At 67.2% G+C, this 23975-nt stretch carries 28 protein-coding genes; 3 read left to right on the top strand and 25 right to left on the bottom strand.

Annotation, left to right across the window (positions count from 1 at the left end; translation table 11 throughout):
* From BIX52_RS09220 to BIX52_RS09175, 10 genes are all read right to left on the bottom strand, one after another.
* On the bottom strand, window positions 1-499 hold a 499-nt coding region (locus BIX52_RS09220; RefSeq protein WP_245803156.1), incomplete at its 3' end, for a phage tail tube protein.
* Window positions 500-525: 26 nt separating this feature from the next.
* Window positions 526-954, bottom strand: coding sequence for an acyl-CoA transferase (locus tag BIX52_RS09215; protein WP_075220718.1), 429 nt, complete (start codon window positions 952-954; stop codon window positions 526-528).
* Between the two features lie 40 nt (window positions 955-994).
* Complete coding sequence (locus tag BIX52_RS09210) at window positions 995-2509, bottom strand: protein adenylyltransferase SelO (RefSeq protein WP_075220717.1); 1515 nt, start codon at window positions 2507-2509, stop codon at window positions 995-997.
* 108 nt (window positions 2510-2617) lie between these two features.
* Window positions 2618-3274, bottom strand: a complete 657-nt coding sequence (locus BIX52_RS09205) for a DUF6441 family protein (protein WP_075220716.1) — start codon at window positions 3272-3274, stop codon at window positions 2618-2620.
* Window positions 3271-3582 (bottom strand): head-tail joining protein, encoded by a 312-nt coding sequence (locus tag BIX52_RS09200; RefSeq protein ID WP_075220715.1) that lies wholly within the window; start codon window positions 3580-3582, stop codon window positions 3271-3273. Before BIX52_RS09200 ends, BIX52_RS09205 begins: the two co-directional genes overlap by 4 nt.
* Window positions 3582-4595, bottom strand: coding sequence for a major capsid protein (locus BIX52_RS09195; protein ID WP_075220714.1), 1014 nt, complete (start codon window positions 4593-4595; stop codon window positions 3582-3584). Before BIX52_RS09195 ends, BIX52_RS09200 begins: the two co-directional genes overlap by 1 nt.
* An 11-nt stretch (window positions 4596-4606) precedes the next feature.
* Window positions 4607-4972 (bottom strand): head decoration protein, encoded by a 366-nt coding sequence (locus BIX52_RS09190; RefSeq protein ID WP_075220713.1) that lies wholly within the window; start codon window positions 4970-4972, stop codon window positions 4607-4609.
* A 4-nt stretch (window positions 4973-4976) separates the two neighbouring features.
* The gene (locus BIX52_RS09185; RefSeq protein ID WP_075220712.1) at window positions 4977-5975 is read right to left on the bottom strand and encodes a head maturation protease, ClpP-related; all 999 of its coding nucleotides are present in this window, start codon (window positions 5973-5975) and stop codon (window positions 4977-4979) included.
* A 4-nt stretch (window positions 5976-5979) separates the two neighbouring features.
* Window positions 5980-7446 carry a phage portal protein gene (locus BIX52_RS09180; protein ID WP_211098164.1) on the bottom strand — a complete coding sequence of 489 codons (1467 nt, stop codon included), beginning with the start codon at window positions 7444-7446 and terminating at the stop codon, window positions 5980-5982.
* Between the two features lie 2 nt (window positions 7447-7448).
* The gene (locus tag BIX52_RS09175; protein ID WP_075220711.1) at window positions 7449-7664 is read right to left on the bottom strand and encodes a phage head-tail joining protein; all 216 of its coding nucleotides are present in this window, start codon (window positions 7662-7664) and stop codon (window positions 7449-7451) included.
* A gap of 50 nt (window positions 7665-7714) precedes the next feature.
* Between BIX52_RS09175 and BIX52_RS09170 the strand changes: the two genes are divergently transcribed.
* The gene (locus tag BIX52_RS09170) at window positions 7715-8320 is read left to right on the top strand and encodes a plasmid pRiA4b ORF-3 family protein (RefSeq protein WP_075220710.1); all 606 of its coding nucleotides are present in this window, start codon (window positions 7715-7717) and stop codon (window positions 8318-8320) included.
* A gap of 19 nt (window positions 8321-8339) precedes the next feature.
* Here the strand turns inward: BIX52_RS09170 and BIX52_RS09165 are convergent, their stop codons facing one another.
* Window positions 8340-10319, bottom strand: coding sequence for a phage terminase large subunit family protein (locus BIX52_RS09165; protein WP_075220709.1), 1980 nt, complete (start codon window positions 10317-10319; stop codon window positions 8340-8342).
* Window positions 10267-10845, bottom strand: a complete 579-nt coding sequence (locus tag BIX52_RS09160; RefSeq protein WP_075220708.1) for a hypothetical protein — start codon at window positions 10843-10845, stop codon at window positions 10267-10269. Before BIX52_RS09160 ends, BIX52_RS09165 begins: the two co-directional genes overlap by 53 nt.
* A gap of 99 nt (window positions 10846-10944) precedes the next feature.
* Between BIX52_RS09160 and BIX52_RS09155 the strand changes: the two genes are divergently transcribed.
* On the top strand, window positions 10945-11322 hold the full coding sequence (locus BIX52_RS09155; RefSeq protein ID WP_075220707.1) for a hypothetical protein: 378 nt from the start codon (window positions 10945-10947) through the stop codon (window positions 11320-11322).
* 97 nt (window positions 11323-11419) lie between these two features.
* Window positions 11420-11947, top strand: coding sequence for a DUF3489 domain-containing protein (locus BIX52_RS09150; protein ID WP_075220706.1), 528 nt, complete (start codon window positions 11420-11422; stop codon window positions 11945-11947).
* 33 nt (window positions 11948-11980) lie between these two features.
* Here the strand turns inward: BIX52_RS09150 and BIX52_RS09145 are convergent, their stop codons facing one another.
* From BIX52_RS09145 to BIX52_RS09085, 13 genes are all read right to left on the bottom strand, one after another.
* Window positions 11981-12220 (bottom strand): DUF7220 family protein, encoded by a 240-nt coding sequence (locus BIX52_RS09145; protein WP_075220705.1) that lies wholly within the window; start codon window positions 12218-12220, stop codon window positions 11981-11983.
* Window positions 12217-13581, bottom strand: a complete 1365-nt coding sequence (locus tag BIX52_RS09140) for a DNA modification methylase (RefSeq protein WP_075220704.1) — start codon at window positions 13579-13581, stop codon at window positions 12217-12219. Before BIX52_RS09140 ends, BIX52_RS09145 begins: the two co-directional genes overlap by 4 nt.
* On the bottom strand, window positions 13556-14182 hold the full coding sequence (locus tag BIX52_RS23930; RefSeq protein WP_281249193.1) for an HNH endonuclease: 627 nt from the start codon (window positions 14180-14182) through the stop codon (window positions 13556-13558). The genes BIX52_RS09140 and BIX52_RS23930 overlap by 26 nt, the downstream gene beginning before the upstream one ends.
* Window positions 14183-14363: 181 nt before the next feature.
* Complete coding sequence (locus tag BIX52_RS09130) at window positions 14364-14609, bottom strand: spike base protein, RCAP_Rcc01079 family (protein ID WP_075220702.1); 246 nt, start codon at window positions 14607-14609, stop codon at window positions 14364-14366.
* Between the two features lie 502 nt (window positions 14610-15111).
* Window positions 15112-16299 carry a putative sensor domain DACNV-containing protein gene (locus BIX52_RS22815; RefSeq protein WP_139312743.1) on the bottom strand — a complete coding sequence of 396 codons (1188 nt, stop codon included), beginning with the start codon at window positions 16297-16299 and terminating at the stop codon, window positions 15112-15114.
* Between the two features lie 102 nt (window positions 16300-16401).
* Window positions 16402-16824, bottom strand: coding sequence for a DUF6362 family protein (locus BIX52_RS09125; RefSeq protein ID WP_075220701.1), 423 nt, complete (start codon window positions 16822-16824; stop codon window positions 16402-16404).
* A gap of 183 nt (window positions 16825-17007) precedes the next feature.
* A complete protein-coding gene (locus tag BIX52_RS09115) occupies window positions 17008-17526 on the bottom strand; it encodes a hypothetical protein (RefSeq protein WP_075220699.1) in 519 nt (172 codons plus the stop codon).
* 351 nt (window positions 17527-17877) lie between these two features.
* Window positions 17878-20139 (bottom strand): bifunctional DNA primase/polymerase, encoded by a 2262-nt coding sequence (locus tag BIX52_RS09110; protein ID WP_075220698.1) that lies wholly within the window; start codon window positions 20137-20139, stop codon window positions 17878-17880.
* On the bottom strand, window positions 20139-20363 hold the full coding sequence (locus BIX52_RS23225) for a DUF6511 domain-containing protein (RefSeq protein WP_075220697.1): 225 nt from the start codon (window positions 20361-20363) through the stop codon (window positions 20139-20141). The genes BIX52_RS09110 and BIX52_RS23225 overlap by 1 nt, the downstream gene beginning before the upstream one ends.
* A complete protein-coding gene (locus BIX52_RS09100; protein ID WP_083660134.1) occupies window positions 20360-22090 on the bottom strand; it encodes a DEAD/DEAH box helicase in 1731 nt (576 codons plus the stop codon). The genes BIX52_RS23225 and BIX52_RS09100 overlap by 4 nt, the downstream gene beginning before the upstream one ends.
* Window positions 22084-23022, bottom strand: a complete 939-nt coding sequence (locus BIX52_RS09095) for a PD-(D/E)XK nuclease family protein (RefSeq protein WP_075220696.1) — start codon at window positions 23020-23022, stop codon at window positions 22084-22086. The genes BIX52_RS09100 and BIX52_RS09095 overlap by 7 nt, the downstream gene beginning before the upstream one ends.
* Entirely contained in the window at window positions 23022-23399 is a 378-nt protein-coding gene (locus BIX52_RS22435) for a hypothetical protein (RefSeq protein WP_083660133.1), read from the bottom strand. Before BIX52_RS22435 ends, BIX52_RS09095 begins: the two co-directional genes overlap by 1 nt.
* A 56-nt stretch (window positions 23400-23455) precedes the next feature.
* Entirely contained in the window at window positions 23456-23965 is a 510-nt protein-coding gene (locus BIX52_RS09085) for a DUF669 domain-containing protein (RefSeq protein ID WP_075220695.1), read from the bottom strand.
* Window positions 23966-23975 lie beyond the last annotated feature (10 nt).

Raw genomic sequence — 23975 nt, 5'->3', positions numbered from 1 at the left:
ACGGCGTACCCGCGCCGGTGCTCGATGCGACCGTCTCGCCCTGCGCGATCAGGCCGACGGTCGCCGTGAGGAGTCCGGACCGCTGCATCTGCCAGCTGACGCGATCGACGACGCAGCCGGTCGCCATTGCGAAGTGCGGCACGTCCGGCATCGCGGTCTCGATCGCCATCGACGGAAGCGTCCATGAGCCGGAGCGGAACTCGTGGGTGTAGGGTCCGCTGCCGGTCGTGGTCGGGCTGCCGAACGCGCCCTTCAGCCAGACGCCCCACGCCTCCGCATCGATCGGCACGACCACGTCGCCATCGGCAGTGACAGCGTCCTTCACCGGCGGGAGCGGATCGCGGCCGTAGCCCAGCAGCTCCGAGTTGAGCAGCGGCTGCTCCGAGCCGATCGTCGAACTCGCGAACGGCATCCGGTGGAAGCCGCTCACGGGCGCGGTGCCGTAAACGCTCTCGAACGCGAGCGCCATCTGCGCCCGCGCTCCAATCGCGCGTGCCATAGAGATTCGTCCTTGTGCGGAAGGGATCAGCCGAGCGGGTCGGCCGTGGAGTAGGTCAGCGAGATCGGGACGGTCGCGGCCTTCATCGTCACCGCGCCCTCAACAGGAAGGTCGACCGGCTGAGGGGCACTCGCCTCGATCCAGTCGCAGAGGCTGCCGAGCGTGCGGTCCGCGGCAATAACGGTGCCGATGGCGGCGAGGAGGGTGTCGAGCGCCTCGTCGCGTTCGGCCGGTTGGCGCGGCGCGACGATCGCCTCGACCTCAGCTCGGTGCTCGTAGTGGTAGGTCCGTGGCGACAGCGTCACCTCGGGGTCGCCCGGATCGCCATCGCGGAGGATCAGTAGGCCGTCGGCGGGCACACGCTCGGGGAGGATTTCCCCGCGGAGTACCGTGGCCGGCAGCGTCGAGAGCCGCGCGTGCAGCGCGGCTAGGATGGTTTCGCGTTGGGTCGGCATACAACGATCGGCGGGACGTCAGGATCGTCCGCGTCGCTCCTCAGGTCCCGCAGAAGGTGCGGTAGGCGGCATCCTCCGAGAGTGGAGGCTGGCTGAGTTCGGCATGCTCGGGCTGGTCCTCGAACGGGCGTTCCAGTACGGCGCACAAGGTTTTGAACGGACCGAGATCGCCGTCCTCTGCCGCCGCCAGTGCCTCTTCCACTCTGTGATTGCGCGGAATGAACAGCGGGTTCGCCCCGTTCATGACTGCCCGACGCTCGGCGGGAACCATCGGGTCTTCAGCAAGACGAGCCCTCCACTTCGCAGCCCAAGCATTGAACGCATCGGGGTCCGCGAAGAAGCCAGGCACCGCCTCTCTTTCCGGCGCTTCCGGGTCGGTGAGTGCGGCGAGGCCGCGGAAGGTCAGGGTGAAGTCTGCTCCGTTCGCCTCCATCCTCGACAGGAGATCATTCGCCAGAACCGCGTCCTCTTCCGCGGCCTTCACGCCGGTCGCCGGGGAGAGCCCCAGCTTGCGGCGTATCACGCCGAGCCATGCGGCCTGGAGCTGCTCGGGGAAGGCATCGACCGCGGCCTGCATCGTCTCCACCGCCTTTTCCTGCGGGCCCGGCATCAGCGGCAGCAGGGCCTGCGCGAGCTGAACCAGGTTCCAGTGCGCGATGCCCGGCTGGTTGCCGTAGGCATAGCGCCCGCCGACATCGATCGAGCTGAAGACCTGGCCCTCGCGGTAGGTGTCCATGAAGGCGCAGGGGCCGTAATCGATGGTTTCGCCGGAGATCGTCATGTTGTCGGTGTTCATGACGCCGTGAATGAAACCCACCCCCATCCAGCGCGCGACAAGATCGGCCTGTCGTGCCTTGACCGCCTCGAAGAGGGCGAGCGCAGGCACCTCGGCCTCCGTCAGCTCAGGGTAGTGGCGCGCGATCACGAAGTCGGCGAGGGCTCGAAGCCCCTCGCCGTCCTGGCGGGCGTACACGTACTGAAAGGTCCCAACGCGAACGTGACTCGCCGCGACACGGGTGAGGACCGCGCCTCGAAGCACCTCTTCGCGATAAACCCGCTCGCCGGTGGCAACCGCCGCAAGGGAGCGTGTGGTCGGGATCCCCAACGCCGCCATCGCCTCGCTGATGATGAATTCCCGCAGGACCGGGCCGACCGCGGCCTTGCCGTCGCCGGAACGCGAGAACGGGGTGCGTCCGGAACCCTTAAGTTGGATGTCGCGCCGCCGTCCGTTCCGGTCGATCACCTCGCCGAGGAGGAGCGCCCGTCCGTCGCCCAGCTGCGGCACCCAGTTGCCGAACTGATGCCCCGCATAGGCCATGGCGATCGGCTCGGAGCCCTCGGCGATGCGGCCGCCGGTGAGGATCTCGACGCCCTCTCGGCTCGTCAGGCGATCAAGATCGAGCTTCAGCTCCTCAGCGAGCCGCCGATTGAGCGCAAGGAGTTGCGGAGCCGGGGCTGGCGAAGGCGAGACCCTTGCGAAGAGGCGCTCGGGCAACCGAGCGTAGCTGTTGTCGAAGGCAAAGATGTCGTCGCTCAGGGTGACTGCGTCCACCATTCCTCGCTTGGGTTGTCTGCGGCTGGAATGCAAAGCTAGCGCTTAACTCTCCCGTCGACCACGCTGCTCAAGGTGCTGCTTGATCATGCCGCGGGCCCAGAACTGGGGTCAAATACGGACCTCGACCCAGTTCGATACGATCGCACCCGGCAGCGCCGCCTCCGCCGCTCGCGCGTCGCGATCCAGATCCAGCCGCTTTCGCAGGCGAACCTGCGGGACCAGTAGGAAGATCGGCGCTGACGAGCGGCCAGCCAGGCGGCTGTACGTTGTGCCGTCCTTCCGATGGGTGACATTCGACCGGACCCGTCCCGACTTCGTTACCCGGACATTGTCCGCAACGAGCAGGCTCGGGCCATAGCGACGCCACACCATGCGCAGGCTGGTGCCTGTCTTACGCTCCCAGATCGCCGGCGTCAGCGGACCGCGCCGGATGCGTTCCCGCGCGACTGGCAACGGTATGGCGAGCCACAGCCCAGACTTCGGTCTGATCGTCTCGCCCCGGTCGTGGGCGCCGACGATCACCGGCGCCTTCGACCAGACGAGCGCCGCGGCGCCGATGCTGCTCCCCTGCTTCGGATACCGCTCGCTGCGGATCGTATTGCCAAGGCTCGGGCCAAGGCCCGCGCCGACCACCTGCGCCCGCCAGTTGCCCTTCAACCGAACGCCGACCTCGCCGACGCCAGTGGTGACCGCGCGCTCCGCCGCTTCGATCTCCTCCGCCACCAGCGTCGCCAGATCAGGGACCACCTTCAGGTCGAGTTTCATGCCGGCCTCAGCTCAATCGTCCAGACAAGCCTCTCGCGATCGCGAACTGGCTCGCCCTGAATGACGAACGCCTCACCATCGATCTCAAAGCCGTCTCCGGGCCGCGGGTCCGCGACCTCCCTGACGCAAACATCCAGCCGGATGGTCTCCGACCACACCCGAGCATCGCCGAACTCGCTGATCGTGTCGGCGCGGCGGGGCACGATCCGCACGGTGACTGGCTCGCCGCCCGCCGGCGTGTAGACCGCGTGCCGTCCGACGTTCGAGTCGGCGAACAGCGCGTCGAGCGCGGCGGCGAGTGCGCTCATCAGGTCCGCTTGCCGGTCCGGAGCGCCTGGGGCCGGGTGCAGATCGGGAGCGGGTTGCTCTCGATTTCCAGCCGGACCCACTCATCGCGGTCGCGGTCCGGGATCGCACGCGCGTAGAGCGGAAGGCCGAGGGTGTTGACGGTCTCAAACGTGTCGGCCGGCGCGTAGTAGATCTCGAACAGCCCCTCGACGCCCTCTGGATAGAAGTACGCCTTGTCGGCCGGGACGCCGAACGCGGCGTTGCCGCGGTAGCGCCGGAAGGTGATGCCGCCGAAGCTGACCTCGTCGGCGACGCGGCTTCGCAAATCGGCTGCTGCCGCGGTGTTGAGGTAAGTCTCGCGAACCTCCTTGTGTGCCACGAGGTCGGCGAAGAAGGACGAGCCGCATTCGGCGCGGAGCATCACCGAGCCGGTGGCGAGCCCGCCGAGACCCTCCTCGACGCTCTCGATCAGGGTCTGGCACTTCTTGCGGAGCGCGCCGGACGCGGGCGTCGCATTGTCGAGGTCGAAGTCGACCTCTGCGGACGGCGTGATCGCGAACTCGGTGAAGTAGTTGACGACCGTCGAGCCGTCCTTCGGGTCCTTCACGAGACCCTGGATGCCGTTCAGGAGGTGGTACTCGAACGTCGCTTCCGCGTCGGACCGGAGGCGACGGAGGCGGCGTGCGACCTCGCCCTGAACCTGCTGGGTCTCGCTATCGGTGCCGAAGGCGCGGATGCCTTGGATCTCGGACGCCCAGATGACGTCCTGCTTCTTGAACTGCCGGCAGACAAACGCGCGCACGTCGCGGCGCTCGGGAACCTGCTGCTCGTAGGCGGAGCCGCGCTCCGAGAACGGGATCAGCGAGAGCGTCCCGTCGCGGCTCTCGACCACGACCGTGCGGGAGCGGACGCCGCGGTCGGCGAAGAGACCCGATCCGGACAGCGTCGCCGGCTTGAACGGAATGTTGTCGAGCGCGCGGGTGAGCTCGACGATGGAGAAGGCGTCGCCTTCGAAGATGTCCATAGCGGCCATCAGGCTCTCCTTCAGCGCACGATGATGCCGGCCGCGGCGAGGGCGGTGTGCGCGGCGGTGATCTCGCCGGCCGACGGGGTGCCGGCAAAGACAAGGTCGTGCTGGTTGACGATGGCGGGTCCGCGGACGAGCGCCACGGCGATCGTGTCGCCGCCGCTGGCGTCGGCGTGCCCCCACAGGACGGCGACGGCGGTCTCGGTGCCGTCGGAGGCGTCTGGATCGTGGGCGGCGTATTTGCCCGAGGCGGTGATCTTGCCGAGCACGGTGCCGGGCTCGAGTGTGCCAGAGGCGACCGTGATCACCTCGTGGCAGTAGTCGCGAAAGGTCTCCCAGACGAGAAAGCCGCCCGGGTGGCGGCCTTCGGTCAGTACGGTCATCGGTTCATCCTCTGGGCTTGAAGGTGGAGGCGATCACCTCGCCCCAAGGTCGCGCGCCGACTGTCCGGCCGGGCTGGGTGTGGTGAGCATCGATGTCCGCTCCGGCCTCGGAGCGGGCGGCGAGCAGCGCGGCGCGAACCTCGTCGATGGGCGTGCCGTCGGCGAGGAAGCGGCTCGCCATCTGCGGCAGGCCGGCAAGCGTGCAGAGGTCAACGACGGCGCGGGCTTGCGCCATCGCTTCGGAGCGGATCGCCGAAGCTGACGGGTGAGAAGGCGGCGGATCGGGTTCGGTCGGCGTCGTTGCCGGCTCCGGCTCGGTCTCGGCCTTCGCGCTGGCGGTATCGCCGTCGTCCTCGTCTGACGCCGCCGCGCCATCATCGTCGGAGGCTTCGGTGGCCTCCACTTGCTCGACCTCCTCGACCAACTCCGGCGGCGCATTGCGGAAGCGACCGATGTCAAACCGCGCGGCGATCCGGACCGGGTCGGTCACGCGGTCGACGAAGCCGAGCGCGACCGCCTCCTCGGCGTCGAGCCAGGTCTCCTTCCGCATCAGCTCGGCGATGTCGGCATCGGAGCCACCGGACTTGGCCGCGTAGCCTGCCACGAGGTTCGTCTTGATCTTGTCCAGAGCCTCCGCCATCGCCCGCATGTCGTCGGCGGTACCGAGCACCATGCCGCTCGGATCGTGGATCATCAGGAACGCGTTCGCCGGCATGACAACCTCGTCGCCGGCCATCGCGATGTACGACGCCGCGGACGCGGCAATGCCGTCGATCCACACCGTCACGCCAGCGGGATGCCGCTTGAGCGCGTTGTGAATCGCCACGGCGTCAAAGACCGAGCCTCCGGGGCTGTTGATACGTAGCGTGATCCGCTGGCCATCCGGCAGCGCGGCGAACTCGTCCAGGAACGACTTCGCCGAGATGCCGTAGGCGCCGATCTCGTCATAGATCGTCACCTCCGCGCTCTCGGCGAGGGCGCGGATCGTGTACCAAGACCGCATGCGGTCACTCCTCGTTGGGGTCGGGGGTCTGCTGCGGCGTAGCGCGCGTCCCCTGCGTCTCGCCGGGGCTCGTGCGGTAGGCGAGACCGAGGTCCGCGGCACGCGTGGCGTCGGCCGCGTTCTCCCGATCGATCTCTTCGATGTCGTAGCCGGTCGCCTCGACCGCCTTGCGGCGCGAGAGCAGGCCGGACTCGATGGCGAGCACCTGCGCCTGAATGTCCTTCAGTGGATCGACCCAGTCCCAGCGGGGCGGGATCCACTGCACCGGGCGCAGCGCGCCCGAAGGTGATGAGGCTTCGAGAGCGCCAGCAAGTACGGCGGCATCGATCCATCTCTGCCAGACGGGGCGGCACAGCTGGGAGGCAATGACGCCGTGCTGTAGCTGCTCGACCCGCCTGCGGAACTCGACGAGCTCAGCGCGGAGGCTTGAGTAGTTCGCCTGCCGGACGTCGCCGGTGACGAGGTGGTACGGCAGACCAAGCGACGCCGAGACCGCCAGCAACGTGCGGTACTGGAACGCCTCGAACCCGCCGCCGACGTCTGCCGGTGAGGAGAACTTCACGTCTTCGCCGGGCAGGAGCACCTGCAGCGTCCCGGGCTCCAGGCTGACCGTGCCCGTTCCGTCCTCCGCGGCCTCTACACCACTGAGCAGCGCTTCCTCCGGCGCGGTCTTCGTGATGAAGCCCGCGAACATCGCTGCGGTCTTCTTCCGGTCGAGTTCGGCGTCGTCGTACTGGTCGAGCAGGAACAGCCGCACCATCGCCGGTGCGACGTGCGGCAGGCCGCGCAGTTGGCCAGCGTCGATGGGCCGGTAGATGTGCAGGACCTCGGATGCCGGCACGCGGACAGTCTCGTACGCAGCGACCCGGTGATCGGTGCTGTCGCCGGGATGGCTGCGCCGGAAGTGGTAGGCGATGCGCCGCCCGATGGCGTCGAACTCGATCCCGCAGCGGATCCGCCGGCCGCCCTCCAGCGCCTCGGTCATCTCGAACGGCAGCATCTCCGACTGGAGGAGCTGCAGCTGCAATGGGACGGTGAGCCCGTCCTCCAGCCGCCGCGGTCGCATTCGCACGAAGCACTCGCCCGCAACGAACATCTCGCGAGCGACCATCGCCTGCAGCCCGTAGAAGTCGGTCAGTCCGTCGGCATCCGCCTCGTCGGTCCAAGCCAGCCAGAGCCGCTGGACATGATCGCGAAATGCCGGATCGCTGATCAGCGACGACGGCTTGATGCCATCACCGACGAGGTTCGACGCGAACGCTTCGCACGCGTTCGCCGCATAGCCGTTCGTGACAACCAGCTCGCGGGCCCGGGCCAGCAACCGCGGGCCGCCGGAGGCAACCAGCGAGTTGATGTTCTCCAGCGGCGGCTGCCACCCGCGGAGCCGTCGCCGCGCCATGGCGCCTTCAAGGCGTGATCGCGCCGTCGTCGGCCCGCCGAGCCGGCGTCGCAATCCATCCAGCAGCGGCAAGCTCAGAGCCCCTTATCGCTGACGACGCGGAGGTGGCGCACGATCGCCCGCCCCTCGGCCGACGCGATCTCGCGGTCCAGCGCCTCGATGGCGCGATCGATCTCCGCGAGGCTGCGGTAGTCGACGGTCTTGCCATCGTAGCTGACGCGCGCGACGCCGCTCGCACGCGAGGCCACCAGAGCCTCGCGCCGGGTCTTGAGTTCTTCAGCTGTCGCCATCGTCTTTCGCTCGATAGGTTGCCGGTGAGAACCGCGCGGAGCATTCCGTCATGATCGAACCTGTCGCCCGCCTTCGGATTGAGCTGCAGGACATCAAGCCTGTGATCTGGCGGCGTGTGGACATGCCGGTCACCGCGTCCCTGCGCGCGCTCCACGACGTCATCCAGGCGGTGATGTGCTGGGAGCACGCCCACCTCTATGAGTTCCGGATCGGCGAGCGCATCTCCGGCGAGCCGGACCCGGACGGTGCGGCATTCGGCCGGAAGGTTTTCGCCGCCAAGAATGCTCGTCTGAAGCAGCTCCTGGACCGCGGCGTCGACCGGTTCCTCTACGTCTACGACTTCGGCGACGACTGGCGGCACGACATCATCGTCGAAGGCGTCCGCGACGGCAGCGCCGACGTCGACTATCCTGCCTTTGTCGATGGGGCCCGCGCCGCACCGCCCGAGGATGTCGGTGGTCCGTTCGGCTTCCTGGAGTTTCTCGACGTCATCGCGGACCCTTCGCACGCGGACCGGGATCAGCTGCTTCGGTGGTGCGGAGGCGGTTTCGATCCCGATAGGCTCAATGAGCAAAGGATCCGCGTCGACCTTGCAGCCGTTGCCGAGTTCCGACGCCGGGCGCTCCTCGGACATCGCACCCGAACCTCCCGATAGCCGACGGTCTCGTGCGGCCTTACCTCATGTAACTCGACTGCACCGTCCGCCGTCGTGCGACGGGTCGCGGCATCGTGTTCGCGGGCGCGGTCTGCTCTTCGTGGTCCGGCGCTGCCATCTGCCGTTCCAGTTCGCGCCAATGCGCCTCCGACCAGCGGTCCGCGCCGGCGATCCATGCGGCGGCGCGGGCGTAGACGCGGCAGTCCAGCGCCTCGTTGCGCTCGCGCAGCTTCTGCCATTCCAGCCGGGCGAAGCCGCGCTTGTTCCTCACCGTGACGAGCTGCTCGGCGACGAGCTGCTTCAGCCACTCGCTGTTGGCCCAGCGCGGCAGGTGGACGGTGCCCGGGGCGAAGGAAGCCCCGTCCCCGACCTCTTCCGCAGCCGGACGGTCCAACCGGAGGAAGCGGTAGGTCTCCGCCTTGAAGGTCGATGCCGCCACGGTCCAGAGCCGCGCCCCACGGCGCAGCCGCTTGCCGCCAACCGTCGCGTCCACGAACGTCGGTCCGGTCACTGGGCTCGCGCGGTTGAACCCCTCGACGCCCTTCACCGGCGCCACCTGCGCGAACCCGACTTGCCGCGCCCATGCGTACACCGCCGGGGTCTCGTAGCCCGTGTCGATGGCGAGCCGTGTGATCGTCAGCGACGGTCCGTTCGCGTGCGTCCATGTCCGGCCGAGCAGCTCGGTGAGGCCCGCCCAGCACGCTTCCGACCCAGGCCCGCCATCGATGACGATGTGCTCGACAAGCCAGCTCTCAAGACCGCGTCCCCACGCCCAGACGTCGACCTCGATGCGGTCCTTCTGGACGTCCGCGCCGGCCGTTAGAAACAGGCCGCCGGCGGGCACGATCCCCGCAGTCCAGTCCTCCCGCCGGTCGGCTAGGCGCTGCCAATCCGGCGCGTCCCCGGTCTCGACCCACGTCTCGCCGAGCACGGTGTTCCGGAACACGCGCTCCGCCTCGTCCGACCCGGCCACCAGCTCCTTGTCCCGCGCGATGTCGGCCCACGACTTCCAGCCTGGTGGCGAATAAAGCGCCGACAGGTGGAAGCCGATCGTGCGCGGATCCTGGCTCGTGCCCGTTGCCCGCCATTCGCCGGCGCCGAGCATCGCCGCCTTGTGATGCTCGCCGAACGGCCGCTCGCAATCCTCGCAGTGGTAGGCGGCCGTCTCCGGCCGGCCCTTCTCCCATCGCAGACGCTCGAACCGCAGCCACTGCATGTGGCTGCACAATGGACACGGGACGAAGTAGCGGCGCTGGTCGGTCGCTTCGTATTCCCGCTCGATCCGGCTGACGCCGCGGATCGTCGGCGTCGAGACCAGGAACACCTTGCGACGGTGCGCGAACGTCAGCGATCGCGCTTCGGCAAGGGCGACGGGATCGCCTTCCTCGTCGGCCGACGCCGGATACGCATCGACCTCGTCGAGGAAGACGTACCGCGCTGGCATCGATCGGAGACCGACCGCCGAGTTCGCGCCGGTCATCACGAGGACGCCACCCGGAAAGTCCTTCGACAGCTGCGTGTTGCCGGCATCCCGCGATCGCGCCGGCTGCACGCGCTCTCGCAGCGCCGGGCTCTCCTCGATCAGAGGATCGATCCGCTGACGCGAGTTGCGTTTCGCCAGTTCCACCGTCGGCTGGACGGCCAGCATCGGGCCGGGCGCGTGGTGCATCACGAACCCGATGAAGCAGTTGCCCGCTTCGGTCGCGCCCACCTGCGCCGCCTTCATGAACACGACCCGCTGCGCCGGGTGGCTTGGGCTCAGCGCTTCCATGATGGCGCGCATGTAGGGCGTCCGATCCGTTCGGTAGCGGCCCGGCTCCGCCGAGGCTCGCGATGAGAGCCAACGATGACGGTCCGCCCATTCGGAGACCGTGAACGCCGGATCGGGCGTCAGCCCTTGGCGCCACGCCTTCGCGAGATCTTCCGCGCCGTCGAAGGTTTCGATCTCAACGGAAGGCGACGCGAAGCTCCGCGAGCTCCTCGAGGTGGGCGCGGACATGGCTCTCCAGAACCCTCTGCGTGGCGCCGACGTCTGTGCCGAGCTCGGCCGCCATCAGCGCCGCCACGCGCGCCGGCCACGTCACCCAGGCATCGCGTTCCTCCCGCGCCAGCTTGAACACCATCGCCTTCGCCCGGTCCCGGTCGACCAGCTCGCCCTTCAGCTTCGACAGCCGGATCCGGCGCTCCTGCGCCTTCAGCACCTCGTGCGCGGTCTTCGCCTGGAGGAACGTCGTGCCGCCCGTGGACGGCGGCGCGACGAGACCGTTCTCCTTCAGCGTCTCGCTCACGCCTGACAGGGCCGCCTCCGGTACCGGTCGCATGCCGGTTGAGCGCTTCCTTGTTGTTCGCTCCGCCGGCCGGCTCTTCGACACGTCTGTGGTGTTAGCGCGGAGCGCGTCCGACCGATCCGGATCGATGGAGCCGTCGTCGTGCAGGATGAGCCGGCCGGCCGTCTTCGCCTTCTGGACGGCTCCGCGCGAGAGCCCGATCCGGGCCGCGTACTGGCGCTCGCTCAATCCTTTCATCGGATCAGAAACAGCAATGATCTTATCGGGTTATACGCTTGGCTTTGGCGGCAATCAGAGCGTGTGTGGCGCTCACGAACCGCGCTGGAGCCGACGCCGATGACCATCGAAACGACCCTTTCGACCAACAACGAAGCCTGGGGCTTCTGGGGCACGATCGAACGCTGTGAGCACGCGACCGACACCGCCGCCGCATGGGCGGGCGCGTCAGAAGCGATCGCCGACGCCACCACGGGCTCTCCCGTGGGCGTGCGCGATTTCCTCGACAGCCGCCACGGCCGCCACTTCGCCGACGACGTCGTCAACGAGCTGGCCCGAGGGCTCCCGCTCCGCGAAGCGATCGACGCCGCCACCCAGCGCTGGATGGGCTGGCGCATCGGCCGCCGCATGAGCCGCGAGACCGGGATCCCGCATGGGCTGCCGTATTTGACGGGCCTCGTGGCCGACTACGCCATCATGGCCGAGCTTCCCTACTGACAGCGCCCCGTCCGCTGCCGGCCGCGCTCCCGCCCGGGACGCGCGGCTCGCGGTCGTAGGAGCGCCCGATCGTCCGGGCGCGGAAGGAGACCCGACCATGACCGAACTCACCAATACCCAACGCGCCGTCCTCACTGCCGCCGCTGAGCGTCCCGGCCTGCAGATCCTGCCGCTGCCGGAGCACATCAAGGGCGGCGCGGCGAAGAAGGTCACGACCGCGCTCCTTGCGCGGGGCCTTATCCGCGAAGACGGAGTAGGCGGAACACTCGTCGCGACGGACGCGGGACTCCGCGCGGTCGGCATCGCCCCGACGCAGGCGGCGAAGCCGAACGACGGCGGCGCCGTGAACCAGGAGGAGTCGTGGTTCGATAGCGAGCCGAGCGCGTCCGACCCGGCCGCCCATAAGGCCTCGCCGAAGATCCGGTCCGGCACCAAGCAGGCGACGCTGATCGCCATGCTTGAGGCGCCGGAGGGCGCCTCCATCGAGGAGATCGCCGACGCCACCGGCTGGCAGCATCACACCGTCCGCGGCGCCATCGCTGGCGCGCTCAAGAAGCGGCTCGGGCTGGACGTCACGTCCGAGAAGGTCGACGACCGGGGTCGCGTTTACCGCCTCGCCCGCTGAGCGGACGTCCACCGTCACTAGACGCCGCTGGGGTCAGCCTCCGGCGGCGTTGCTTGTTCGGCGGACCCGAATGGCCTCGAAGAGGCGACGCAGCGCGAAGCTGCGCGCGATGCTTACGACGGTGAAGATCCCTCCGATCGCTACCGCGTCGGACAGCCGCGCGGCCAACCCGAACCACGGGAACACGACGAGCTGCGTCGCGACAGCGATGCCGTAGCCAACGACGACGTTCGTGATCGCCTCGACCAGCGACATCAGGCGAGACTGTTTCAAGCCGCATTCCTTCGCCGGCGCCCGATGCGCGGCTCCTCATTAGCGTCGTCGACAGGCGCATCATCCGCTTCGCCGAGGCGCTCCTTCTGAACCTGCCCGAACCTCCGTCCGTCACCGTCGAGGACCGCCGCGTTGCCCGTCTCGGCCTGCCAGCGCTGCACGGCCACGTCGACGTAGGCGGGGCTGACCTCCATCGCGAACACCCGCCGCCCGTTCGCCTCACCCGCCATGATCTGCGAGCCCGAACCAGAGAACGGCTCGTAGCAGAGGCCGCCGCGGGCGACGTGCTGGCGCATCGGGATCCCGAACGCGTCGAGCGGCTTCGGCGTCGGATGGTCCGGCCGCTCGTCCTTCGCAAAGCTCGGCATCACCCACGTCGACGGCAGCGTCTCCTCCGCCACCTTCGGCGGGCGGTTCGGGCGGCGCCAGCCCATGAAGCAGGGCTCGTGCTTCCACAGGTAGTGCGATCGGGTGAGGACGCCGCGGTCCTTCACCCAGATGATCTGCTGGTGGACGAACGCGCCCGCCTTCTCCCAGCACGCCTCCAGCATCGCCTGGCGGCGCGACGCGTGCCAGCAGTACCAGGCGGCGTCCTCGGTGATCGCCTCTGCGACCGCCGCGCCGATGAACCCATCGTAGAGCTCGGCGCCCTGTGAGCTGTCGTCCCACGTGGTGCCGTAGGAGGCGGACCAGTCCTTGTTTCGCGTCGGGTGGTTCGAGCCGTCATAGTCGACCAAATACGGCGGATCGGTCGCAAAGAGCACCGCCCGCTCGCCGTTCATCAGCCGGCGGACGTCCGCCGCGCTCGTACTGTCACCGCACATCAGCCGGTGGTCGCCCAGGATCCAGAGATCTCCGGCGCGCGACGCCGGGTTCCGCGGCGGCTCCGGGACAGTCACCGGCGGGGTCGAGCCGTCCGAGCCCCCACCCGCCGCACCGTCCTCGTCCGGGACCACGGCCAGCAGCTTGTCGAGCTCGCCGTCGGAGAAGCCGATGAGCGAGAGGTCGAAGTCCTCCGCGAGCAGATCGTGTAGCTCGCCGGAAAGAAGCAAGTCATCCCACTCTGCCCAGTTCGTCGACTGATTCGCCAGGAGCCGGAACGCCTTGATCTGCGTTTCTGATAGCTCATCCGCGAGAACCACGGGCACGGTGCTGAGACCGAGCAATCGCGCTGCCTTCAGCCGCAGATGCCCGTCGACCACCAGCCCGTCGCTCCGCGCGACAATCGGGATACGGAAACCGAACTCCACGATGGCCTGCGCCATGCGGTCGACCACGTCGTCGTTTTTCCGCGGATTCCGATCGTATTCGACCAGGCGGCCGATCGGCCAATTTTCAAGCTGCAGCGCGTTGGCCTGCATGGGCGGAACTCTTGAGCATGTGCAAGGTCACTGTCCGGCGGGCATGCATGCTGCAGAACAGGACGAGCTTCGTGACAGGGAGCGGCGGATCGATCGCCTCGACATCCTGAAACACGACTTCCACGCGCTTGTGGCAGGCGCGGCAGAGCGGGATCAGGTTGGTCTGCGAGTTGTCCCGCGTGAGACGGAACGGGATGATGTGGTGCACCTGAAGGTGCCGGGTCGTTCCGCAGGAGGCGCAGAACGGGGTTCGTCGAAGGGCCTCACGTCGGATTGCCGTCCAGCGAGAGCCATATCCCTTCGTGCGTGTCGTGCGGCAGAGATGACGCTCATAGCAGGGGCGCGAGCAGAATCGGCCGCTCGAATTCGTGCGACCCGACAGAATGGACCTCGGAATGCGAAAGCCTGCGCCGCATGTGACGCAGGTTCGCTCCACGGATTTCGCCGATCTCAGACAATCGCGGTTGCAGTACCGCTGGTGGTTGCTGGGAGATGAAACGAAGACTCGCCGACAATGCAGGCACAATTCGTAGTTCGGCTTGGCCGATGGCCTTCCGCTTCGCGCCGCCGCGGATAGCCGGCTCGCACAGGGGCGGCACATCTCGGCGGGATTGTCCGACCGGACATCCTCGAGCTTCCCACAGCAGACGCAGGTCCGAACACGCATCGTCCGCTTCTTCGCGTACGGCTGCAGCCGTTCGAGCGGCCACAGCTCGATCGTCTCCGGCGCGAAGCCGAGGGTCATGCGGGGCATCCTGTTGTGGGCGGGCAGCGCCGGGCGGCTACCAGAGCGCGATGATGTTTGTCGCTGTCGTGTCCGTCGCCCGGACCCGTAGCGGCGAGACCGGGAGAATCTGCCCGCCTACGACAGACCAGATCGCGATCGATCCAGTGCGGTCCTCAAGAGCGACGTTCCCGGTGCCGCCGACGAACAGCGCACGCGGCATTGGATCGAGCGTAGCCACATCGTCGGGCGTCACCGCGCTCCAGCGGATAGCTGGCGCGGTCGCTTCGGCGAACACGGACATGGCTTACTCAATTTCGAGAGGCGCGGATGGTGCGTGGTGGATGCGGGGTCGGGTGGACTCCGCCGAGGTGGATCCGGCTGGACCCCACAAGGGTGGATCCCTGCCGGATCCAGGTGGACTACGGATCCACCGTCGGGATCCACCCGTAAGGCGCTAGAACCGGGCGGAAACTCTGGCGTTTCGAGGCGAAAGGTGGATCCAGGCTTCCGGGTGGCTTCCCAAAAAATCGCGGCTGTCGCTAGCGGACCGTCGCGCCAAGCCCTCCCGTATACGGTTACGGCCAGAAGGGACCCGTACAAATCTAGTCCAGCGGCGTCAGCGCCCGCCTCTCGCGAGCACAGCCAGAACATAGCTCCTGAGCGGGCGACTGTCTCGGTTCGCGATGTCTCACCGAAAAGTGTCTCGTTGCGACATAAGAGCTTGACTTCAGCCTAGGCTTGTTTGGCTCAAGCGATGAAAGGTCGATCCAAAATCAATCGACTCTTTCGATCGAATTAGAGATTTAATCGGTAAATACCGACTGCGAACAGTCCGGCCAACAAAGGATGCGGCCTTGGTCGTCCTTTGCAAAGGCCCTAATTGGGCCATCCTCAGAGATCACGAAAACCACGCTCTTTGAGCATGAACCAACGAAATCGATTGCAGAGTTATGCCGCGTCCCGAAACGCTCTCTTGCAAATCTTCCTTCAGGAACTGAACCCCATCCGTCGACGCCGAAATCGACGGGGCCGCTCCATGGCGGAGCGCGAAATTTCGAGCCGTACGACATGAGACGCAGCCTTGAGCTGAGGATCAGCGCTCCGTCCACATTTGCGAGTTGCGCCATGTCCCCGATCCGCTTCGATGCGCGCCGGGCATATGCCAACCGAGTGAGCGGCTCACAGCGCTCCATTTCACCTAGCAGCGGCAGCAGTTCGATGCTCGGGCAGAGCGCATTGCCGTGTTCCAGCACGGAAACGCTGATGTCGTCGTCGGCTAGTAGGGCGATTGCACCTCCGCTTCCTCGCTTAGCGGCTTCCAGAAGCAGCGACACAACGGTGTCCCGATATGCGTGCCACAGCGCCATCTTGTGTGTCTGCCAAAGGGGGTCTGCTTCGGCGAACGGCTTAAGGATCTTGCCGAGAGCTCTACTGACGAACGGCGTTGGCTCCGACCGGCTGAACACGCCGCGAATCAAACGTCCGAGAAGGAAGTCGCCCCGAGAGATTCTCAGATTGCCGACGCCGGCGATTGTCGCGGTCAGGTTATCAGGACGGAAGAGCTGGCCACCCTCTATGCCGACGGGGATCTCATTGAAGCGCGTCGAACGCGGCTCGGCGAAAGCCACTCCCCAGCATACAAGTTGTGTATCAGAACCACACTCGACCAAAAATATTGATGAATCACAGTCGAAGGCGGGGCTCGCCTTCGCAAGAGACTCAGGCGTCGCGATAAAATTATTTTTGAACTTTCGTATGTCCTTGGAATAACTGTGACCGCTATCGAACAATTCACTTTCAGTCGCAAGCGCGATCGAAGCTCTCTGAAATGTGCCTTCCTCTTGCGAAAGGCTAAGGTTGAAGGCTATTTCGATGAGAGCCTTCGTTGAGTCGAGATCCGGAGCGGATCTTCTAGTGCGAGAACGGTGCGGGTGTTCTTGATCGCTAATCCATGCGTCTTGAATCACCTTGATCACTGTATTGTCGAACAATCTCAATCTCCTCTTCGAGCCTGAATCTCCTGCTGTAATCGGGTGCAAATCTCCTACAGAGATATCCGCGCAGCCTGGAAATTCGGGGAGCCGCATCAGCCGTTATGATGTCCGATCAATCACATACCGCATCGACCGCTTCGCCGGCACCCGCCGTCCGTTCAGCCGCCACACGATCACACTGAGCGCGTACTCCCAGCGCCGGTGCGCCGTCGCCCGGCTGATCCCGTGCTGCCAGCAGATCGGCTTCCAAGCCGTCCGGTCGGCCCGCGCCCACACGATCCGTGCATCGTCCACCTCGAGCCAGCGCAGCCACAGCATCGCATCCTCGGCCTCGCTGATCGCTCGGGGGGACGGCGTCGGGCGCCGCGTCTCGGGCTTCTGACCGACCTTGTCGGCGAAGTCGTGGAGGTATGTCGGCCACGCGTTGAACGTGCCTCTGGGACCGTCGCCCGGCTGGGATCGCATCACGCGCGCGGCGCTCTCCAGACGCGCCTCGACATCGGCCCTCGTCCACTCAGCCATGGCGCACCTCCGTCGTCCGCTTGCCGTAGAGCTTCTCTCCGATCTGGCGGACAAGCTCGCGCTCCGGCCACGTCAGCCGCTCATCGTTGACTGCAACCGCTAGCACGCCCTGCTCGCGCCACCCCTCTCGCTTGACCTGCTCGGGGCTCCTGCGGGTTCCCCCAAACCCTCGCGGCGAGTATCTCATCGGGCGCCTCCGCGGGTCTCGATGGCCCAGAGCAGCAGCGCCAGCGCATCCGCTTCGTTGTAGTCCGCGGGCTCGAAGCCGCGCTCCCGGACCGCCCGCATGACCGCGGGCTTGCCAGCATTGCCCTTGCCCGTGGCGTGGCGCTTCAGCGTTCCGACCGGAACGCCCTGGTACGGGATCGCTCGCTGCTCGCACCACGCCGACAGAATGGCGAGGAAGCCGCCGTACGCGTGAGCCGAGTCGGTTCCTGCGTGGGATCTGACTTCCTCGAACCACACCGCGCCGAGCCCGCCAGCGTTGGCGGCGATCTCCTCGAGCCAGCTGCGGAAGCGCAGGTAGCGCATGCCGCCACCGTCGTAGCGGCTTGGACGGAACGACAACGTCCCGCTCACGATGGTGCGCTCGCGGGTGCGAAGCGCCCAGCCGGTGGTGGTGCCAAGGTCGAGGGCGAGCCAGACTGCCTCTGCGGACGTGGCCGTCCCGGCTGCGGGCGCGGCTGAACTTTGATGGGTCACACGGACCTCCCAGGGTTCTGGTGGTCGGGGCGCAGGCAGCATCTGGTGAGGATCGCTGCGTGCGCCCGAACCCGGAATGAGGTCAGGTCAGCGGCGCGGAGATTATTCAGCGCCTTCAAGATACCTTCAAAGGGCTATTGATCCGCTAAGCCGTTGAAGGCGCTCTCCTTCTCTAGATCATTCAAATAATTCAATTCTTCATACCCCTATAGAATCTACTTACATCGCACGCGTGAGGGACATACGTTCCCTCTTGAAAGATTGAATCATTGAACCTTCTCGATTTGGTCGTTCTGTCAATTGCTTAGCAAGCCGACGGTAGATTGAATGATCGGCAGGCGTTGAATGATCTCAGGGCTCTGTCGCCACGAAGACCGCGGCCGGGCGCGTCGCCGACTGGACCATGCGGATGGCAACGCACCCCGTTTCGGCGAGATCCCCCAGCACGTCATCACGGTCTCGCCGCGAAAGGAACTGCGTCTTCCGGACGAGCTCGGACTTGCTCAGGCCTTGACCCCCAGCGCTGCGGATGATCTCCAGCACCCGCTTGCGGTACCGCTCGTTGTCGTTGTCTGCCACGTGCCGATCGACCGCAAGCATGGTCCGCTTTGCGCAATGCTCGGTCAGCTGGACACCCCATTCTGCGTCCGTAGCGTCGATCTGCGGCTGCTCCGGGTTCCGCCCCACGGCCACGATGAGGGCGAGCTTCGCTGCGTTCTCCGCTATGCGGGCGAGGACGGCCGTTCGCGTGGTGCCTCGAGCCTCCCGCAGCTGCCTCGTCACGTCCGCCCCCAGCGATCGGAAGACGTCCTTCGCCGCGTTCGCCATCGGCACTGTGACCGGCTCGACGCCCGTGGAGAGGCCGCTGCCGAGACCTGCGAGATTGCCCGCCGTTGACGCGCCGCCCGTTGCGACGCGCCGCATCTGATCGAGCAAACCCAAAGGTGCCGACCGGATGCCTCGATCGACGATCTCCTCCGGATAGTCCTCCTCGGTCTCCATGATCAGGAAGCGCGCCAGGGACCCGTCGACGACGTTCGCCTCCTTCAGCGCCGACCAAAAATGGACGGGCGTGGTCGTCCCGTAGACGCAGAGGCACGGCTGGTTGATGTCACGACGCTCGTTCTTGCCGTCGCGGTTCGCGTACTCGGCGCCAAAGTAGACACCCCCTGCAGCGGTGTAGAGCTCTGTCATATTGTCGAGAATCTCGGTGATGTGCCGCGGGCTGCGGCGGCGATCCGCGGCCGCCGAAAGGAACATGCCGAACTCGTCGAGCTGCAGGAGCAACGCCGGCTGCCGGTAGAGCGCCGAGAGCAGCCCGGCGCCCGAGGCGATCTTGTTGCCGCCGAGATACTCGACGAGCCCCGCCTCGAGGAACAGCTCGTTGATGATCTCCCGGCTGTGGTTTTTGCCGGACCCGCTGTCGGCGATCGCGACGACGTAGAGGTTGCTCCGCAGGTTGCTCTCGGTGCGATAACGTCGCCCCATCAGCGCGCCGACGGCGCACAGGCTTGCGCCGAGTGACAGCAGCGGCTGCGGGCGCCTCGCCGTCGACACCATGTACTCGGTCAGCTGGCCCACGAGCCCGTCCGGCATTGTCAGCTCGAAGCGCGGCTCGGCCTTCGCATCGCTCCGCGGCGCTGCCTGCACCTTCGCCAGCATTGCAGCTGCCGGATGCGTCACGCACCGCGGCGCCGCGCCATCGAGCACGAGCGCCGGCTCGGGCTTCCAGCCGGCGTCGAGCGCAAGGCGATAGATCGTGCCCGCTCCGATCCGCTCGGGCCGGAGGCCCGCCCAAGTCTTCGTGGTGAACTCGGGCTGGTCCTTTCCCGACTGCACCGACCACGCGGCGAAGAGGGCCGCTCCATCGTCGCCAAGCGCGCCCTTCAGCGCGAGTCCAACCCGGATCCAGTCGTCGTAGGCAAGATCTGCGTTGGGAACGTACGCCAGCGCAGCGGCGATGGCCTCACGGGTGCCCTCGCGCGACGTGCTTGCGCCGCCGCCACCATCGGACCGTCGCACCGATAGGCGCGCCGGCTTGACGTCATCCGGCAGCATGGCGAGCGCCTCGTCCAGGAAGGCCTCAATTGCCGCGCGGTGGACCACCGGCAGATCGCTGAGGTCGCGGTCGGCCGGTGGACCGTCCGGCCAGTCGTAGGGCCGGCCAGTGTCCGGATGGATCGCATGCGCGACGAACTGCTGGCCCTCGCCGAGGATCTCGAGTGGCGCGCGGCGAATGCCCCGGAAGGGCTCCCTGGCGCGGTAGACGAGCAGCCGCTTCGGGGCGCGTCCGATGCGGCGGAGCGGCGTGTCGCCCAGCCGCTCCCGTGCCAGCTCCTCGATCGCGCTCGCAAGCTCTGGCACCTCAAGGTCGATGTCGACCGCGACCACTGTCCCGCAGACGATCCCGACGCCGGCGTCCGGCCACTCGCGCCAGAGCGCCAGCTCGTGCTCCGTCGTCGCGCGCGAGGCGTGGCGCGACCAGTCGGGATAGTCGGACCACGCGCCGCAGCGGTAGCGGCCGGGCTTCTTCGTGCCGGGCTGGATCGGGAGGATCGGCCACCTATTCGCGACCAGAGCGCCGCCGAACTGCGCCATGAAGCTCGCCACCATTAGTACGGCACCTTCTCGGCCATTCCGTCGAGCGTGTTGCGGTCCGTCGCGGCGAGCTCGCGCAGCGTGTCGCAATACCCGGTGACGATCGTCTCGATCAGCGCCTGCCACTCGTCGAGCGACAGAACCGCGAGGTCGCTCTTGCCGAGGTCTTCCAGGTACGCTCCGCCGGCGTGTCCACCCGCCTCCATTGCGGCCTTCTCGTTCGGGGTCAGATCGATCATGCCGCTTCTCCCTTGGATGAGTTGCTGACAGAGACGGCTGCAGAGCCGCCGACGGGACGCGTCCCGCCGCGGGTCGGAGACGCTGTAGTGCGGATAGAACCAGCCGAACCCGCGCGGCTCGCGCCGGCAGACGGCGCAGAGGATGTGCTCTGGCATCGGTTGAACCTGTAGCGGACGATCTCGGTGAACCGGCCCTTGGGGCGGACTGCAATCTCGGATGGGACGATAAGCTGCCAGCTGCGCTCGAAGGCATCGGCGACGGATGTGGGAACAGGCGCACCTGCCGCCCGGCGCTGCCACCACGCGATGGCCTTTTGCCTGGCGTAGCCGGTGTGCTCGAAGCAGACCCACTCGCTGTGGCGGATCATCCCGCACTGGTAGTCGACCCGCAGTGACGGCAGCCCGTTCGGCTTCTGATGCGGCCGGTATGAGACGCGGTCGACCTCGAGCCACTGCGGCTTGCCCGTGGTCAGGATCTCCAGCGTCGAGGCCTGAGTCTCGATCTCGACCTTCGGAGGCGGGAACGCGTGCCCGCAGTCGGGGCAGACCCGCACGGCGGTCGGCAGAAGGCTCTGGCAGTCGGGGCACTCCTTTACTGGGGCGTCGCCGTCGCCCTCGCCAGGGCGCTTCGGCTTCACGGCATCGATGGGGCCGTGCCGGGCGACGTTGCCGGCGAAGTCGAGGACGAGGCAGTCGGTCTTGCCCGGCGCGAGACGCGTGCCGCGGCCGGCCATCTGGACGTAGAGTCCGGTGGACTTCGTCGGCCGAAGCATCGCGATGAGATCGACGGCCGGCGCATTGAAGCCCGTGGTCAGCACGCCCATCGAGGCGAGTGCACGAATCTCCCCGCGCTTGAACGATGCGATGATGCGATCCCGCTCCGCCTTCGGTGTGTCACCGAAGATCGTGGCGGCCGAGAAGCCTCGCTTGCGGATCGCCTCGGCGACGTGCGTCGCGTGCTCGACGCCGGCACAGAACGCGAGCCAGGACCGCCGGTCGCGCCCGAGTTCGACCACCTCGTCGATCGCCGCGTCGGTGATCTCCGGCAGATCGACCGCCGCCTGCAGGTCCTTGGCGACGAACTCGCCGCCACGGGTGGCGACGCCGGCCACGCTGAGCTTCGTCTCGGCAGCTTTGCTGGTTAGCGGCGCGAGATACCCGGCGTCGATCAGCTCACGCACCGACACGTCGAACGCGACGTCGGTGAACAGCGCACCCTTACCCTCGTGGAGCATGCCGCTGTCTAGCCGGTACGGCGTCGCGGTGAACCCGATCACCTTCAGCTTCGGATTGATGCGCGTGAGGTCGTCGAGGAAGCGCCGATACATCGTGTTCGACGTCGCCGGGATGAGGTGCGCCTCGTCGATGAGGACGAGATCGCACTTCTGGACGTCGTAGGCCCGCTTGTGGATCGACTGGATGCCGGCGAAAAGCACGCGCGCGCCGAGATCGCGGCGGCCGAGGCCGGCGGAGTAGATCCCGGCGGGTGCGTCCGGCCACAGCCCGATGAGCTCGGCATGGTTCTGCGCGATCAGCTCACGCACGTGCGTGACGACAAGGATGCGCTGGTCGGGCCAGGCCTTCAGGACGCCCTCGATGAAGGCGGCCATCACGAGGCTCTTGCCGCCTGCAGTCGGAATGACGATCAGTGGGTTGCCGTTGCGGTCCTCGAAGTAGCCATAGATCGCGTCGATGGCGGCCTGCTGATACGGGCGCAGCGTCAGCATGCGATCGCCTCCCGTGCGTCGTTGATCCAGATGGTGCCGTCGGGAAGCTGGTAGACGACGTGGTCATCGCCGGCGTCGGCGACATCGCCCGGCACGAGATCAGGAATGAAGAGGTGTTTTGCGCAGGCCGCGCGCTGCGCGTCGGTGTCGAGCGCGGCGTCCCAGCGCGCGCAGTGCCAGCCGCCTTCGACCGGGCTCGCGTGGAGGCAGGAACGGCACGTCACCGAGACGGATGCGCTGTCGTGGCAGACAGCATGATGCGAGCAGAGCCGGCACTCCCACCACGCGGGATCGTCCGAGATCCGTGAAGGCGGACGAGTCGCATCGATGACGCGCTTCGCCTTCGCGAGCAGCCGCTCACCGGCTTCGCGAACGGCGGACACCCGCTCGACGTGAAGGTCGTCGGTGTCCTTGCAGACCGCGACGTAGAGGGCCCGCGTCAGTCCGGTCAGGTGCATATAAACCTGCATCTGCGCCGCGTGCTGCGGCTTCGCCTCGCCAACGCCCTTCGCGGCCAGCTCTCGGAAGCTCTTCGCGGAGTGGGTCTTGAACTCGACGACGTGCCAGGTGCGCGGCGCCTCGATGAGGCCGACCGCCACGGCATCGAGCGAGCCGCCGAAGTGCCCGCCATGTGCCTCGACGCGCCACTGGCGGCCCGTTGACGGATCAACATCGAGGACGGTCGCGCCGGTGCGCCGCAGGTTGCGGACGAGCCGCGCCTCCTCCAGCTGGCCGGTCTCGAACAGGCGAAGGATGCGGCCGGGGAAGCGGGCGGGCGTCACCCAGCGGAAGTCGTACCACAGGGCGCGTTCGCACGACTTGCCGATCAGCGACGCGCCGAGATGCGGCCGGAAGCCGTCGTCGCGGTCGGCCTCGTAGGCGGCGAAGATCGCCTCGCGCGTCGGCGACCGCGGTTCGGGGAGCGGCGCCATCAGTTGCGCTCCTCCTTGCCGAACGTGTGCGCCCGCTCGACGATCGACTCCCAGTCGGCCGGATCAAAGTATGTCCGCGCGACAGCGATGATGCGGTCCTTCAGCTCCGCGCGCGGATCCGGAAGGCTGGCGGCGACGGCGATGAGCTCGCCGCGCTCCCGCTGGAGGTGGCGCATCGCGGTCCGGGCCTTGTGGTACCAGTCGGCGTCGAGCCGGCCGCGGCGCTCCTGGCGCCGCATGTCCGCGGCAGCGAGCTGAGTCTTGATCTTCGCGATGGCGTCATCGAGTTCGGCGATCTTCGTGCGAACCGCCGCCCGCAACTCATCGGGCGTGTTCTTCGTCTGTGAGATCGCGATGGGGTCGTTGAAGTCGAGCATGGGGGCTCCTTCGAAAGGCGGAGGAGGGGCGCCCGCACGCGCGGGCGCCATGCTGATCAGGACGAGCGCTTCCAGGGCGCGTTGGCGAAGCCACCGGACTGCGCAGGCTTTGCCGGGGCGCTCTGCTGCTGGCGCGGGGGCGCCGCTGCCTTGGGAGCCGAAGGCGCCTGATCGAGCGGCCGAAAGCGGATCTTGTTGCTCTCGCCGTAGCCGTTCTTCGGGGGCTGGACGGTCACGTCCGCCTGCAGCGGGATCAGATGCAGCTGCTCGCTGTCGGTCACCTGCATCTTCCCCGTGGCGTGGCAGATCGCGGACAGCGTGCGCTGGGCGATCTCCACCGTCTGGGTGTTCGCGTTGACGAGGTTCAGCCGGTCGAACAGTTTTCTGCCGGCGTGCTCGCCGTCGAGCACGTCGAGTTCCAGCCAGAGGTATTGCCCGAGCCCGTTGCTGGTCGGACGCATCTCGCTATTGACGATCTGGACGGTGTACTTGCCCGGCGGCAGCACCTCGTAGGTGGAGGCCGGGTCGACGGTGCTGGCGTCGAAGGTCGTGCCGAGATTGGCCATCGTTCAGATC

Origin of the sequence: Acuticoccus yangtzensis, from assembly GCF_001927245.1 — a bacterium.
GTDB classification, from domain to species: Bacteria; Pseudomonadota; Alphaproteobacteria; order Rhizobiales; family Amorphaceae; genus Acuticoccus; species Acuticoccus yangtzensis.
Note: the sequence above shows the minus strand (reverse complement) of the source record. Positions and strands in the feature narration are given on the sequence as shown.

Coding starts and splice junctions, on each gene's coding strand:
- BIX52_RS09215 (WP_075220718.1), bottom strand. CDS start 954: ATGCCGACCCAACGCGAAACCATCCTAGCCGCGCTGCACGCGCGGCTC.
- BIX52_RS09210 (WP_075220717.1), bottom strand. CDS start 2,509: ATGGTGGACGCAGTCACCCTGAGCGACGACATCTTTGCCTTCGACAAC.
- BIX52_RS09205 (WP_075220716.1), bottom strand. CDS start 3,274: ATGAAACTCGACCTGAAGGTGGTCCCTGATCTGGCGACGCTGGTGGCG.
- BIX52_RS09200 (WP_075220715.1), bottom strand. CDS start 3,582: ATGAGCGCACTCGCCGCCGCGCTCGACGCGCTGTTCGCCGACTCGAAC.
- BIX52_RS09195 (WP_075220714.1), bottom strand. CDS start 4,595: ATGGCCGCTATGGACATCTTCGAAGGCGACGCCTTCTCCATCGTCGAG.
- BIX52_RS09190 (WP_075220713.1), bottom strand. CDS start 4,972: ATGACCGTACTGACCGAAGGCCGCCACCCGGGCGGCTTTCTCGTCTGG.
- BIX52_RS09185 (WP_075220712.1), bottom strand. CDS start 5,975: ATGCGGTCTTGGTACACGATCCGCGCCCTCGCCGAGAGCGCGGAGGTG.
- BIX52_RS09175 (WP_075220711.1), bottom strand. CDS start 7,664: ATGGCGACAGCTGAAGAACTCAAGACCCGGCGCGAGGCTCTGGTGGCC.
- BIX52_RS09170 (WP_075220710.1), top strand. CDS start 7,715: ATGATCGAACCTGTCGCCCGCCTTCGGATTGAGCTGCAGGACATCAAG.
- BIX52_RS09165 (WP_075220709.1), bottom strand. CDS start 10,319: ATGTCCGCGCCCACCTCGAGGAGCTCGCGGAGCTTCGCGTCGCCTTCC.
- BIX52_RS09160 (WP_075220708.1), bottom strand. CDS start 10,845: ATGAAAGGATTGAGCGAGCGCCAGTACGCGGCCCGGATCGGGCTCTCG.
- BIX52_RS09155 (WP_075220707.1), top strand. CDS start 10,945: ATGACCATCGAAACGACCCTTTCGACCAACAACGAAGCCTGGGGCTTC.
- BIX52_RS09150 (WP_075220706.1), top strand. CDS start 11,420: ATGACCGAACTCACCAATACCCAACGCGCCGTCCTCACTGCCGCCGCT.
- BIX52_RS09140 (WP_075220704.1), bottom strand. CDS start 13,581: ATGCAGGCCAACGCGCTGCAGCTTGAAAATTGGCCGATCGGCCGCCTG.
- BIX52_RS23930 (WP_281249193.1), bottom strand. CDS start 14,182: ATGTGCCGCCCCTGTGCGAGCCGGCTATCCGCGGCGGCGCGAAGCGGA.
- BIX52_RS09130 (WP_075220702.1), bottom strand. CDS start 14,609: ATGTCCGTGTTCGCCGAAGCGACCGCGCCAGCTATCCGCTGGAGCGCG.
- BIX52_RS09125 (WP_075220701.1), bottom strand. CDS start 16,824: ATGGCTGAGTGGACGAGGGCCGATGTCGAGGCGCGTCTGGAGAGCGCC.
- BIX52_RS09110 (WP_075220698.1), bottom strand. CDS start 20,139: ATGGTGGCGAGCTTCATGGCGCAGTTCGGCGGCGCTCTGGTCGCGAAT.
- BIX52_RS23225 (WP_075220697.1), bottom strand. CDS start 20,363: ATGATCGATCTGACCCCGAACGAGAAGGCCGCAATGGAGGCGGGTGGA.
- BIX52_RS09100 (WP_083660134.1), bottom strand. CDS start 22,090: ATGCTGACGCTGCGCCCGTATCAGCAGGCCGCCATCGACGCGATCTAT.
- BIX52_RS09095 (WP_075220696.1), bottom strand. CDS start 23,022: ATGGCGCCGCTCCCCGAACCGCGGTCGCCGACGCGCGAGGCGATCTTC.
- BIX52_RS22435 (WP_083660133.1), bottom strand. CDS start 23,399: ATGCTCGACTTCAACGACCCCATCGCGATCTCACAGACGAAGAACACG.
- BIX52_RS09085 (WP_075220695.1), bottom strand. CDS start 23,965: ATGGCCAATCTCGGCACGACCTTCGACGCCAGCACCGTCGACCCGGCC.